This window comes from Campylobacter ureolyticus ACS-301-V-Sch3b (assembly GCF_000413435.1).
GTDB lineage: Bacteria > Campylobacterota > Campylobacteria > Campylobacterales > Campylobacteraceae > Campylobacter_B > Campylobacter_B ureolyticus_A.
In genome coordinates this window covers 293,691-306,603 of the sequence record NZ_KE340326.1, presented here as the reverse complement: position 1 = coordinate 306,603, position 12,913 = coordinate 293,691, and the positions used below count along the sequence as shown (strand labels likewise).

17 protein-coding genes are annotated in these 12,913 nt (G+C 32.1%); 14 read left to right on the top strand and 3 right to left on the bottom strand.

Features of this window, described 5'->3' with window-relative positions; all coding sequences use genetic code 11:
- The 3 genes from HMPREF9309_RS09010 to HMPREF9309_RS01500 all read left to right on the top strand — a co-directional run.
- Positions 1 to 1,932 (top strand): YadA family autotransporter adhesin (locus HMPREF9309_RS09010; protein ID WP_016646158.1); only part of this gene is annotated, 1,932 nt, incomplete at its 5' end.
- 55 nt (positions 1,933 to 1,987) lie between these two features.
- Positions 1,988 to 2,776, top strand: a complete 789-nt coding sequence (locus HMPREF9309_RS08810; protein ID WP_016646157.1) for an OmpA family protein — start codon at positions 1,988 to 1,990, stop codon at positions 2,774 to 2,776.
- A gap of 114 nt (positions 2,777 to 2,890) precedes the next feature.
- The gene (locus HMPREF9309_RS01500) at positions 2,891 to 3,340 is read left to right on the top strand and encodes a c-type cytochrome (RefSeq protein ID WP_016646156.1); all 450 of its coding nucleotides are present in this window, start codon (positions 2,891 to 2,893) and stop codon (positions 3,338 to 3,340) included.
- Positions 3,341 to 3,456: 116 nt separating this feature from the next.
- Here the strand turns inward: HMPREF9309_RS01500 and tsaD are convergent, their stop codons facing one another.
- On the bottom strand, positions 3,457 to 4,461 hold the full coding sequence (tsaD, locus tag HMPREF9309_RS01495; RefSeq protein WP_016646155.1) for a tRNA (adenosine(37)-N6)-threonylcarbamoyltransferase complex transferase subunit TsaD: 1,005 nt from the start codon (positions 4,459 to 4,461) through the stop codon (positions 3,457 to 3,459).
- Between the two features lie 157 nt (positions 4,462 to 4,618).
- Entirely contained in the window at positions 4,619 to 5,215 is a 597-nt protein-coding gene (locus HMPREF9309_RS01490; RefSeq protein WP_016646154.1) for a peroxiredoxin, read from the bottom strand.
- Positions 5,216 to 5,397: 182 nt separating this feature from the next.
- On the opposite strand from HMPREF9309_RS01490, the gene HMPREF9309_RS01485 reads away from it, so the two are divergent.
- The 11 genes from HMPREF9309_RS01485 to HMPREF9309_RS01435 all read left to right on the top strand — a co-directional run bounded on the left by HMPREF9309_RS01485 (position 5,398) and on the right by HMPREF9309_RS01435 (position 12,578).
- Positions 5,398 to 5,682 carry a DUF362 domain-containing protein gene (locus HMPREF9309_RS01485; RefSeq protein WP_016646153.1) on the top strand — a complete coding sequence of 95 codons (285 nt, stop codon included), beginning with the start codon at positions 5,398 to 5,400 and terminating at the stop codon, positions 5,680 to 5,682.
- 107 nt (positions 5,683 to 5,789) lie between these two features.
- The gene (gene ndk, locus HMPREF9309_RS01480) at positions 5,790 to 6,203 is read left to right on the top strand and encodes a nucleoside-diphosphate kinase (RefSeq protein ID WP_016646152.1); all 414 of its coding nucleotides are present in this window, start codon (positions 5,790 to 5,792) and stop codon (positions 6,201 to 6,203) included.
- A gap of 4 nt (positions 6,204 to 6,207) precedes the next feature.
- A complete protein-coding gene (locus HMPREF9309_RS01475; RefSeq protein WP_016646151.1) occupies positions 6,208 to 6,552 on the top strand; it encodes a DUF177 domain-containing protein in 345 nt (114 codons plus the stop codon).
- A 21-nt stretch (positions 6,553 to 6,573) separates the two neighbouring features.
- Positions 6,574 to 6,720 (top strand): 50S ribosomal protein L32, encoded by a 147-nt coding sequence (gene rpmF / locus HMPREF9309_RS01470; protein WP_016646150.1) that lies wholly within the window; start codon positions 6,574 to 6,576, stop codon positions 6,718 to 6,720.
- A complete protein-coding gene (gene plsX / locus HMPREF9309_RS01465) occupies positions 6,720 to 7,718 on the top strand; it encodes a phosphate acyltransferase PlsX (RefSeq protein ID WP_016646149.1) in 999 nt (332 codons plus the stop codon). The genes rpmF and plsX overlap by 1 nt, the downstream gene beginning before the upstream one ends.
- A 13-nt stretch (positions 7,719 to 7,731) precedes the next feature.
- Positions 7,732 to 8,721 carry a beta-ketoacyl-ACP synthase III gene (locus tag HMPREF9309_RS01460; RefSeq protein WP_016646148.1) on the top strand — a complete coding sequence of 330 codons (990 nt, stop codon included), beginning with the start codon at positions 7,732 to 7,734 and terminating at the stop codon, positions 8,719 to 8,721.
- A gap of 119 nt (positions 8,722 to 8,840) precedes the next feature.
- Positions 8,841 to 9,584: a 3-oxoacyl-ACP reductase FabG gene (gene fabG / locus HMPREF9309_RS01455; protein WP_016646147.1), complete on the top strand. Its 744-nt coding sequence runs from the start codon at positions 8,841 to 8,843 to the stop codon at positions 9,582 to 9,584.
- A 120-nt stretch (positions 9,585 to 9,704) separates the two neighbouring features.
- Positions 9,705 to 9,932, top strand: a complete 228-nt coding sequence (acpP, locus tag HMPREF9309_RS01450; protein WP_016646146.1) for an acyl carrier protein — start codon at positions 9,705 to 9,707, stop codon at positions 9,930 to 9,932.
- A 23-nt stretch (positions 9,933 to 9,955) separates the two neighbouring features.
- On the top strand, positions 9,956 to 11,170 hold the full coding sequence (locus HMPREF9309_RS01445) for a beta-ketoacyl-ACP synthase II (protein ID WP_016646145.1): 1,215 nt from the start codon (positions 9,956 to 9,958) through the stop codon (positions 11,168 to 11,170).
- A 2-nt stretch (positions 11,171 to 11,172) separates the two neighbouring features.
- Positions 11,173 to 12,111, top strand: a complete 939-nt coding sequence (accA, locus tag HMPREF9309_RS01440) for an acetyl-CoA carboxylase carboxyl transferase subunit alpha (RefSeq protein ID WP_016646144.1) — start codon at positions 11,173 to 11,175, stop codon at positions 12,109 to 12,111.
- Between the two features lie 146 nt (positions 12,112 to 12,257).
- Positions 12,258 to 12,578, top strand: coding sequence for a c-type cytochrome (locus HMPREF9309_RS01435; protein ID WP_016646143.1), 321 nt, complete (start codon positions 12,258 to 12,260; stop codon positions 12,576 to 12,578).
- Between the two features lie 81 nt (positions 12,579 to 12,659).
- On the opposite strand, the gene HMPREF9309_RS01430 is transcribed toward HMPREF9309_RS01435, so the two are convergent.
- Positions 12,660 to 12,911: a cbb3-type cytochrome oxidase assembly protein gene (locus HMPREF9309_RS01430; protein WP_016646142.1), complete on the bottom strand. Its 252-nt coding sequence runs from the start codon at positions 12,909 to 12,911 to the stop codon at positions 12,660 to 12,662.
- Positions 12,912 to 12,913 lie beyond the last annotated feature (2 nt).

Sequence of the window (12,913 nt, the reverse complement as noted above, 5' to 3'; positions counted from 1 at the left end):
TCTGTAGATGTAAAAGCGGAAACAGGAAGCAAAATTAGAGTTGCTGATAAGGGTGTAGTAAATGGCAAACAAACATTTGAAGTAGGTGTTGATCTTACAGGACTTAACGGAACAACTTATAATTTCGCTGCAGGAAAAAATTTAACTGTAACTGATGATGGAAACGGAAACGTTAAATATAGTCTAAATCAAGAACTTAAAGACATAACTTCTATTGAAACCAATAGTAAGAAATACACATTTGGAGATGCAACTCTAGGTGATACAAGTGTTATTACAAATAAAGACCTTACTGAAGCCGTAAATAATATCAATGCGCAAGTTGGTAGTGTTAATTTAAATATAGCAGGAGATCACGGCACTAAAGGTAGCGTAAAATTAAGCAGTGGAGCTCTTAATATCAACGGAGATGGTAAAAATATCACAACTTCAGTTAAAAACGGCGAAGTAAAAGTAGCCTTGAAAGATGAGATTAATCTTGGAAATGTTGGCGAAAATAAAATAAATCTTGGAAAAGATGGTTTGAAAATTACTCAAGCTGATGGATCAGAAGGACCTAGCATAACAGCAGATGGTGTTGCTATGAATGATAAGCAAATCACTGGATTGAAGAGCGGCTTGGATGGCTTAGGTCAAAATGGAAAAGATGGTACCATAGCCGATTATAAAAAATTAAGTGATTCTGAAAAGGCAAAGTATAAACACAATGCTGCTACTATCGGTGATCTTGCAACTGTTGATGGAAAGATAGTAAATGTTTCAACCAATATCAATAATATTATCGGAAATACATATATTACAGATGATGGCAACGGAAACAAAACAATAGATGTAGATAAAATAAAAGAAGATTTAGCTACAAATTCAGCTTCTGGTCAAAAACACGTAGTTGCTGATGGAGCTGGGGCTATTGATACGATAGTAAATTCTATCAAAAATATTAATACCCAAGGAACAAGATTTTTCCATGTTAATGATGGTCAAGTCAAGGGAACACGTGGTTTAGATAAAGATGACTCAAGTGCAGACTCTAAAGGTGGCGTAGCTATAGGAATACAAGCAAAAGTAGATAATGATGCTGAAAATGCAATTTCTATAGGAACAAATTCTATAACAAGTGTTGCTGGTGGAGTAGCTCTTGGCTCATACTCACAAGCAAACAGAAAAGCCCTTGATGATACTACAAAACAAGGTGTTTATTTATTTGATAATCAAGCTGTTGCAGATACAGTTGCGAACACAAAAGGTGCGATATCAGTCGGAGGCTCTGATGAGGTCGGAAATAAATTTACTCGTCAAATTACAGGTGTTGCAGCTGGTACACAAGACTCAGATGCAGTAAATGTCGCTCAATTAAAAGCAGTTCAAAAAGTAGCTAGTCAAGGTTCTAAATGGATAGCAGCAGACAATCGTAAATTTGATAAAAATGGCAAAGTTGTAGATAATAGCACTCAAGCAGAAGCAAAAGGTGTAAACTCAGTCGCTATTGGCGCTGGTTCAAATACGAAAGTTGTGTCAAATGGAAAAGTAGTTGAAAGACCATACACAGTATCTGTTGGTGGAATAAATAAAGATGGCACAGTAACTCAAAGAACTATAAGCAATGTCGCTCCTGGTGTTCTAAACTCAGATGCAGCTACTATGGGACAACTAAGAGCTGGATTAAACGATGTTTATGGAAAGCTTGGCGAGTATAAAAAAGATGCTAGTGCTGGAACAGCTTCAGCCTTAGCAGTAGGAAATCTTCCACAAGCAACAATCCCAGGAAAGGGAATGATTAGCTTAGGAAGTGGCTTTTATGATGGTCAGTCAGCTATGGCTATAGGTTTATCAAAAATGAGTGATAGTGGAAAATGGGTATTTAAAGGTAGCGCAAGTTATGACTCACAAGAAAAAGCCGGTGCTGCTTTATCTGTAGGATTTCATTTTTAATTAAAAGAAGGAGCTTGTGCTCTTTCTTTTTTGACATTATAAAAAGGATAAAAATATGAAAAAAATTTCGTTAGTAGTTTTAGCAGTTGTTGGGATGCTTTTCCTACAAGGTTGTACTACAAAGTCAAGCACAAAAGTACCAAGAAATGGTATAATGACAAAAGATGAAGTTACTTTTCCAAAACCAGAAAAAAGCATTTATAAAAAAGCTTTGAGTGTAAATTTGGAAAATATAAGAAAAATCGAAGTTGGAATGAGTAAAGATGAGATAAGAAAACTTATTGGAGTTCCACATTTTCCAGCTGGATTTGCATATGTAGTTGAGTGGGACTATCTTTTTAACCTTAAAGAAAAAGCTGGTGATAAAGATATGATTTGTCAGTATAAAATAGTTTATGACTTTGATACATATAAAGCAGCTAGTTTGTTTTGGAACACTAAAGAGTGTGAGGACTTTGTAAATAAAAACAAAAAAACACAACACATTGAGCTATCAAGTGATTTTTTATTTAAATTTGCAAGTGCTAATTTAAGTCAAAATGGAAAAAATGAAATTTCAAATTTAGTAAATAAATTTGGCAAAGAAAACATTAAAAATATTTTTGTTGTAGGCCATACAGACTTAATCGGAAGTGATAAATCAAACTTTATCCTTTCACAAAAAAGAGCAAATTCAGTTAAAAGTGAATTTGTTAAAAACGGAATATTAAGTAGCAAAATCACAACTAAAGGAGCTGGTGAAAGCCAGCCTGTTAAAGAGTGTGATTCAAGTCTTTCTAAAAATAAACTTATTGAGTGTCTTGCACCAAATAGACGCGTAAATGTTGATATCACAACTTATTAATCTATAAAAGCCCAAAATTTTTGGGCTTTTCTTTAAAAAAGTAACTAATTAATAATTTTTATAATTTCATAAATTTTTTGGTATAATTTCATAAATTTTTTAAAAGGATTTATGATGAGATTTATTTTAGCCTGTTTTATCTCGCTTTTTCTATTGGGATGTTCAAATGATAGTAAAAAAACCGATGAAAAAACTCAAGACGCAAAAACCGAAAATCAAGTAAAAAGCAATGAAGCAAAAAGCAATGAAGCAAAAAACACAGTTGAAACTTCACAAACTAATGAAAAAATCACTAAAAATATAAATATTTTTAACGGCAAAAGCGTTGATGAATATTTTGATATTAAGTGTGCATCTTGTCATGGTAGATATGGTGAAAAAAGTGCTTTAAAAGCTAGTAAAATTATAAATGAGCTTGATGAAAATCAAATAAAAGCAGATCTTATGGGATATAAAAACGATATAAATTATGGTGGAAATTTAAAAGCTACGATGCACAGAACGGCAAGTGAGTTAAGTGATGATGAGATAAATGCATTAGCTAAATTTATATCAACTCTTTAATTTATACTGCATTTTATAAATAAGTCTTTTTTAGATACTGCAATAAATTAGTTTTAATGTTTTAGTCGCTAAATTTAAAATTTAATTTATTGCACTGCTAAAATATTTTTAAAATTTCATAAACAAAGCTTATCAATTTTAGGTTTTATTTCTAAATTTTGGTAGCTTATAAATTTACCCATTTTATACTTTTCTACTCCAACTCTTGCTATCATTAAAGCATTATCTGAGCAGTATTTAAGAGGTGCGGTTAAAAGATTTGCGCTAAATTTACTGCATAATTTTTCTAAATTTTGTCTTAAAACCAAATTTGCACTAGCTCCACCAACAACACCAAAATTTTTCCATTTTTTAACTTCATAAATTTTACTTAATTTATCCATTATATGTGAAATTGCTGCTTTTTGAAATGAAAAAGCTATATTTTCTTTATCGGTTTGACTTAAATCCCAACACTCTTCTATGGCTAATCTTACTTGATTTTTAAGTCCTGAAAAGCTGTATTCTACTCTTTTATCGTGCAAAAGTGGTATTGTAAAGTTATATTTGTTCGTACCGTTTTTTGCTAAATTTTCTATTACCGTGCCACCAGGATAGCCTAAATTCATCATCTTAGCTACTTTATCAAAGCTCTCACCAAAGCTGTCATCTCCAGTTTTTGCTACTATTTTTATATTTTTGTCTTTATCAATATCTAAAACCATTGTGTGTCCGCCACTAACTAGCAAAACTCCAAGTGGAAATTTAGCCTCGCAGTCTAAAAAAAGTGAGTAAATATGTCCTAAAAGATGATTTATTTCAATTAATGGAATGTTTAAAGACACACTTAAAGCCTTTGCCATACTTACACCACCAACCAAGCTCACACTAAGACCTGGCATATTGGTAACTGCAATGGCAGCTATATTGTCAAAATGCTGTTTTATTTTTTCAAGTAGTTTAGGAAGTGCGGCTGTATGAAGCCTTGCTGCAAGTTCAGGCACAACTCCACCAAACTCACAATGCTCTTTTTCTTGAGATATTTTTAGATATTCTACGCAATTATAGGTTTTTATATCTATTAAAGCAATTGAACTATCATCACAACTACTTTCTATACCAAGAATTAAGTTTTTTTCCATCTTTTGCCTTAAATTTCATTTTAAAATCAAGCTATTTTAACCATAATAACTATAAAAATAGATAAAAATTTAAAATTCATAAGTAAAATTTTATAAAAAATAGTAAGAATTTAGAAGTTTTTAGTTTAAAAAAATGGGGAAAAACTCCCCATTAAGATTATAGTTTATCTGCGTTTTTACCTAGATAATCAGCAACACCCTCAGGATTTGCTTTCATACCTTCTTGACCTTTGTTCCAGCCAGCTGGACAAACAACTCCGTGCTCATTTGTAAATAGCATAGTATCAACCATTCTTAGCATCTCATCTATGTTTCTACCAAGTGCATCATCGTTTAAAACCATGTGTCTTACAGTACCATCTTTATCAAGTAAAAATGAACCTCTAAGTGCAACTGCATCAGCATAAAGTACATCAAAGTCTCTTGAAATTTGTTTTGTGATATCTGAAACTAAAGGATATTTAATATTTCCAATTCCACCTTTATTTACTGGAGTGTTTTTCCAAGCAAGATGAGAAAACTCATTATCAGTGCTAATTCCAATAACTTCAATTCCTCTTTCTTTAAAATCATTATATCTGTGATCAAATGCAATTATTTCACTAGGGCAAACAAATGTAAAATCTTTTGGATAGAAAAAAACTACCGCGCCGTTTTTACCTAAATTTTTATAAAGATTAAAATCTTCAACTATTGTGTTATTTCCTAATACAGCTGTAGCTGTAAAATCAGGTGCTTTTTTTGTTACTAACATTTTTTCTCCTATTAATTAATTTTCGTTCGCAATATTATAAAGCATTTGAGTTAACCAAATCTAAATTTATATTAAAGTAACAAATTCATTATTTTTTTTATAAATTTCAAAGCAAATTTTACTTTTTATTAATTCAAATTATGATATTATCAAGTTTTTAAATTATCGATAAAGGAGAAAAAATGGCAGTTAAAATTACTGATACCTGTATAAGCTGCGGCTCATGCATAGATGAGTGCCCAGTTGAAGCTATTGTAGATGATAGCGATAACCCAAATGGAGAAGATATTTATTATGTTTATGCTGATAAATGTGTTGAGTGCGTAGGTCATAATGACTCACCAGCTTGTGCAGATGCGTGCCCAACTGATGGATGTATTGTTTGGAGTGAAGTTGTTGATGGTCAACCGCACAGAGAAGAGATTTCAAACGATCAAAGAGATGGCAGCGTAGCTGTGATAGATTAATCACTAAGCCCAATTAATTTTGGGCTTAAACTTTTTTTAATCAAATTTTAGATATTATCACAGCTTTATAAATTTCATATAATTTATACTATTTTCAAGGAGAATTTATGCAAAGAACACTATCTATAATAAAACCTGATGCTGTAAAAAAAGGCGTTATTGGAAAAATAATTGATAGATTTGAGTCAAACGGACTAAGAATTGCAGCTATGAAAAAAGTTAGACTTAGTAAATGTGATGCAAAAGCATTTTACGCAGTTCATAAAGAAAGACCTTTTTTTGGTGAGTTAGTTGATTTTATGGTAAGCGGTCCTGTTGTTGTTATGGTTTTAGAAGGTAATGATGCAGTTGCTAAAAACAGAGAACTTATGGGAGCAACAAACCCAAAAGAAGCAGCAAAAGGAACAATTAGAGCTGATTTTGCTGAAAGCATTGATGCAAATGCAGTTCATGGAAGTGATAGTTTGGAAAATGCAAAAACAGAAATAGCATTTTTCTTCGCACAAAGAGAGATTTGCTAAAAAATTGAAAATAGATTTTTTAAATCAAAAAATTTCTTTTGTAGAAACTTCTTATAATGGTGTAAATTTAAAAGGAAGTTTAGAAAAAGTTAGTGACAAAGTTATAAATTTAAACGCACATATTTTTGGAGAGATTCCATATATTTGCAATAGATGTGGCAAAGATATCACTTTAAGCTTAGATGAAAATGTAGATATAATTTTAAGCAATGGAGTTTATAACTTGCAAACACTTGATAATGTTATAGAGTTTTTTGACGGTAAAATAGACTTTGATGAAGTTATTCAAAGTGAAGTTGAATCTTTTAAAAGTGGCTATTTTTACTGTGACGAGTGCTCGAAACAGTAATAAATTTATAAAGGAGAAAAAATGGCAGTTCCAAAAAGACGCGTTAGTAAAACTAGAGCAGCGAAAAGAAGAACACATTATAGTGTAAAACTTCCTATTCCTGTAAAAGATAAAGACGGTAGCTGGAAAATACCACACCGCGCAAATAAAACAACCGGCGAATACTAATGATAAAGATAGCAGTAGATGCTATGGGTGGGGATTTTGGCTGCGAACCTATCGTAAAAGGTGTTGTAGAAGCCTTAAAACAAAGGGAATTTGAACCTTTCTTAGTAGGCGATGAAGAGGCCATAAAGGAATTTATCCCTAATGAGTTTATAGATAGAGTTAGATTTGTTCAAGCTGATGAAATTCTAACTATGAAAGAGGAAGCTACAAGTGCTTTTAAAAAACCAAATACAAGCATCTACAAAGCTATTGAGTTGGTAAAAGATGGAGTTTGTGAAGCTATTGTATCTGCTGGACATAGCGGTGCAACTATGAGTTTAGCAACTCTTAAAATCGGTAGACTAAGTGGAGTTTTAAGACCAGGTATTGCGACATTTATGCCTTGTAGTAAAGAAGGAAGCAAAACTCTTTTGCTTGATGTTGGGGCAAATGTTGATTGCAAAGCAGAACATATTTTTCAATTTGGTGTTTTAGGACTTGCTTATGCAAGAAATATTATGAATATTAAAAATCCTAAAATAGGAATTTTATCCAACGGAGAAGAAGAGAGCAAAGGTGATGAACCAACAAAAGAGGCTTTTAAACTTTTAAAAAGATTAGATTCTTTTATTGGAAATGTCGAAGGGGCTCAAATTTTTGATGGTTCGGTTGATGTTGTTGTTTGCGATGGGTTTGTTGGAAATATCGTTTTAAAAACAAGCGAAGGCGCAGCAGCTGCTATAAGTAAGCTTATAAAAAATGAAATTAAAAACTCATTTTTGGCAAAACTTGGAGGACTTCTTTTAAAGCCTGGATTTAAAAATATCAAAAAACAAACTGATTATGCAGAGTATGGTGGAGCACCACTTTTAGGCATTAAAAAGTGCGTTATCATAAGCCATGGAAAAAGTTCATCAAAAGCTATTAAAAATGCTATCTTTCAAGCAATCGCTTTTGCAAAATCAGACATTACTTGCGATGTCGTAAATGAGCTTGAAAAGTTTAAAAAAGATAAATAAGGTTATAAAATAAATGAAAAAAGCATCTATGATATCTATCGCAGCTTATGCGCCTGAACATATTTTAACAAATCATGACTTAGAAAAAATGGTAGAAACAAGTGATGATTGGATCACAAAAAGAACTGGTATCAAAACCAGACATATAGCCAAAGATGAAGTTACGAGTGATTTGGGATATAAAGCTGCAAAACTTGCTATAAAAAGAGCAAATTTAAGCATAGATGATATTGATTGTATTATTTGTGCTACTATCTCGCCTGATTATCTATGTATGCCATCAACTGCATGTAGGATAGCCGATCTTTTAGGCATTGATGATGTTATGGCATTTGATATAAGTGCTGCTTGTAGTGGATTTATCTATTTGATAGAAATAGCAAAAAGCATGGTTGAAAGTGGACTTAAAAAAAATATTTTAATAATTGGAGCCGAAAAGCTTAGCTCGATTGTAAATTGGAATGATAGGACAACTTGTGTTTTATTTGGCGATGGTGCAGGTGCGGCTGTTATTTCAGAAAGTAAGGATGAAAACTACATCATAGACACACACACTTCAAGTGATGGAAGTAAGGGTGACTTGCTTATAACTCCAGGATGTGGATCAAAAAATCCTGCTTCAAATTTTGTTATAGAAAATAATCTTCAATTTATCCACATGAAAGGTAATGAAGTTTTTAAAACAGCCATTAACACTCTTACAAATGATGTTTTAAAAATTTTAGAAAAAAATAAAATTTCAAGTGAAAAAATTAGCCTCTTTGTTCCTCATCAAGCAAATTTAAGAATAATAAATGCAGTAAAAGATAGGCTTAATTTAAGTGATAATCAGTGCGTTGTAACTGTTGATAAATTTGGAAATACCAGCTCTGCTTCTATTCCAATGGCATTAAATTATGCTTATGAAAATAACAATTTAAAAAATGGAGATTTGCTTTTACTTGATGCTTTTGGTGGGGGATTTACTTGGGGATCTGCTCTTATTAAATTTGGCGGCAAATAATTAAAATTTCTAAAATTAAACTATTAAATTCTTTAAATAAAATTAATTTAAACTATTCAATTTATAAATTTACTTTTTTATTATAAAATTACGGCTGATTTAAATATTAAGGATTTAGTATGGAATTTAGCGGTAAAAATGTTTTAATTACAGGAGCAAGTCGTGGCATTGGTGCCCAAATTGCTAAAACTTTAGCTTCAAAAGGTCTTAAAGTTTGGATAAATTATCGCTCAAAGCCAGAAATTGCTGATGCTCTATGCGAAGAGATTACTAAAAATGGCTTTAAAGCAGCGGTTATTAAATTTGATGCAACAAACGAAGATGATTTTATAGAAGCTATAAAAACTATAATTGATTCAGATGGTGAGCTAAGCTATTTGGTAAATAATGCAGGTATTACAAATGATAAGTTAGCTATTAGAATGAAACTTGAAGATTTTACAAGTGTAATAAATGCAAATTTAACATCTGCATTTATAGGAAGCAAAGAAGCTTTAAAAGTTATGAGTAAAAAACGCTTTGGTTCAGTTGTAAACATTGCTTCAATTGTTGGTGAGATGGGAAATGCTGGTCAAGTTAATTACTCAGCTAGCAAAGGCGGAATGATAGCTATGAGTAAAAGTTTTGCTAAAGAAGGAGCTAGTAGAGGAATTCGCTTTAATTGTGTAACTCCTGGATTTATCGCTACTGATATGACAGAAGTTTTAAGTGATGAAATCAAACAAGGATATATAAACGCAATTCCACTTAAAAGACTTGGAGATCCAAAAGATATAGCAAATGCAGTTGCTTTTTTATTAAGCGATGATGCAGGCTATATTACAGGAGAAGTTTTAAAAGTAAATGGTGGATTATATATGTAATAAAAGCTTATAATTTTATATATGATATAAGCTAAATATGATATAATTAAAAATTGTTTTAACTAAAACAAAAGCTTAAATATTGTAAAATATTAAATATTTTTATTAAGGAGTGCTGAAATGGCAGTTTTTGAAGATGTAAGAGATGTAGTTGTAGAACAACTTAGTGTAGATGCGGATGCTGTAAAACTTGATTCTAAAATCGTAGAAGATTTAGGTGCTGATAGCTTAGATGTTGTTGAGCTTATTATGGCTTTAGAAGACAAATTTGATGTTGAAATTCCAGATAGTGATGCAGAAAAACTACTTACCATAAAAGATGTAGTTGATTATATAGAAAAACTTTAATTTTTATTGTTAAGGGAGATATTTTGAAAAGAGTGGTAGTAACAGGTATAGGCATGATAAATGCACTAGGTCTTGACAAAGACAGCTCTTTTAAGGCTATTTGTGATGGTAAAACAGGTGTTTGTAAAGTAACTTCATTTGATGCAAGTAGACTTCCTGTTCAAATAGCTGCCGAAGTTAAAGGCTTTGATCCTCTTAGCGTTGTAGAAGATGGCAAAGAGGTAAAGAAAATGGATAGATTTATCCAACTTGGTTTAAAAGCTGCAGCTGAAGCTATGGAAGATGCCAAATTTGATAGTTTTGATGGCGATGAGTTTGGTGTTAGTTCAGCTTCTGGTATAGGCGGGCTTCCAAATATTGAAAAAAATGCTATTGTATGCTCAGCAAAAGGTCCTAAAAGAATCTCTCCTTTTTTTATACCATCAGCACTTGTTAATATGCTTGGTGGAATGGTGTCAATCGCACACGGTTTAAAAGGTCCTAATTTATCAAGCGTAACTGCATGTGCAGCTTCAACTCACGCTATTTGCGAAGGTGCAAAAAGCATAATGATAGGTGAGGCTAAAAAGATGCTTGTTGTTGGCGCTGAATCTGCTATTTGCGAACTTGGCATTGGTGGATTTGCTGCGATGAAAGCTCTATCTGAAAGAAATGATGACCCAAGCACTGCTTCAAGACCTTTTGATAAAGGTAGAAATGGTTTTGTGATGGGTGAAGGTGCTGCTGCACTTGTTTTAGAAGAGTATGAAGAGGCCAAAGAAAGAGGTGCAAAAATTTATGCAGAAATAATTGGCTTTGGCGAAAGTGGTGATGCGTTTCACATAACTTCTCCAACACTTGAAGGTCCTTTAAGAGCTATGAAAAAAGCTTACGAAATGGCAGGAAGTCCAAAGATTGATTATATAAACGCTCACGGAACCTCAACAGCCATAAATGATAGAAATGAGACAAATGCTTTAAAGGAACTTTTTGGAAAAGATAATGTTCCAGCAGTTAGCTCAACTAAAGGTCAAACAGGACACTGCTTAGGTGCAGCTGGTGCAACTGAAGCAGTTATTTCTATTATGGCTATGGAAAATGGAATTATCCCACCTACAATTAATCAGATTGAAAAAGATGAAGAGTGTGACTTAGACTATGTTCCAAATGTAGCTAGAAAGGCTGATTTAAAAGTAGTTATGAGTAATTCTTTTGGCTTTGGAGGGACAAACGGTTCTGTAATTTTTAGGAGGATATAAAAATGGCTAATTATTTGGATTTTGAAAAAGGAATAAAACAAATTGATGAAGAAATTTCAAGTGCAAAAATCAGGGGCGATGATGATGCTGTTGAAATTTTAAATAAAAATTTGGAAAAAGAGGTTGTAAAAACTTATAGAAATCTTTCAGAATACCAAAGACTTCAATTAGCTCGTCATCCTGATCGCCCATATTCGCTTGATTATATAAAACTTCTTTTAAAAGATGGATATGAAATTCACGGAGATAGAGCCTTTAGAGATGATCCCGCGATAGTTTGTTTTATAGGCCATATGGCTGATAGAAAAGTTGTAGTTATTGGTGAGGAAAAGGGAAGAGGCACTAAAAATAAAATAAAAAGAAATTTCGGTATGCCAAATCCTGAGGGCTATAGAAAAGCTTTAAGGGTTGCAAAAATGGCTGAAAAGTTTAATCTTCCAATTTTATTTTTAATAGACACTCCAGGTGCTTATCCAGGTGTTGGCGCAGAAGAAAGAGGTCAGAGCGAAGCAATAGCTAAAAACCTATATGAGTTTAGCTCTTTAAAAGTTCCTATGATTTCTGTTGTAATTGGCGAAGGTGGAAGTGGTGGAGCGTTAGCTATTGGTGTTAGCGATAGACTTGCTATGATGCAAAACTCTATTTTTTCAGTTATTTCACCTGAGGGCTGTGCTGCAATTTTATGGAACGATCCTACTAAAAGTGAGCTTGCAACAAAGGCTATGAAAATAACAGCTAGTGAGTTAAAAGAACATAAACTTATAGATGATGTTATACAAGAGCCTAAAACAGGAGCGCACAGAGATAAAGAAAGTGCTATAAAAGAAGTTGGTGAGTACTTTTTAAAAGAACTCAGTGAGCTTGAAAAACTAAGTATAGATGAGCTTTTAGAAAAAAGAATGGAAAAGATTCTAAGTATTGGGGCATATAGGGAGCGATAATTTTTAAATTATAATTAATATTTTTTATTAAATAATGATTTAAAAAATAGTTTTATAATGTGTGTATCTATTATATAGAGTTTAGTTTTTTATAAAACTTTAAATGTAGTTTTATATAGCTAAAAAGTAAAAACAAGGAGAGTAAAATGAAAAAACTTGCATTAAGTTTAGTAGTATTAGGAGTAGCTTTTAGTGGAGCTTTTGCAGCTGATGGCGCAACTGTTTATAAAAAATGTATTGCCTGTCACGGACCAAAAGCTGAAAAAGTTTATCTAAACAAAATACCTGCTTTAAAAACTCTTGAGCCAGAAGAGATGGTTCAAAATATGATCAAATATAAAGCTGGTGAAATGGGTGAAAACGGAAAAGGTCTTTACAATATGGGTGCTATTATGAAAGGTCAAATGGCAACTTTAAGTGAAGATGATATGAAAGCTGTAGTTGAGTATATCCAAACTTTAAAATAGTATTTTGAGGGGAGTTTTCCCCTCATTTTAACTTGCTATATTTTTTAAAAATTACTTTATTTATCTTATAAATTTGCATAATTAATCAGGCGGTCTGTAGCCTTTATCTTTTTCTAAATCTTTATCATTTTTTCTATTTTTCAAAGCCTCTTTTTTCTTTTGTTCCATTTTATACGCATCATTTAATGCATCTTCGCTATCAAATTTAGTTCCATCTAAAAATTTAGAATAATCTTCAAATTGTTTTGTCTTTATGCCCCATAAAAGTCCAAATAACGCACACACTCCAAGTAGTATCGATACAAACATCATTAAAGCTATGATTCCAGTCATTT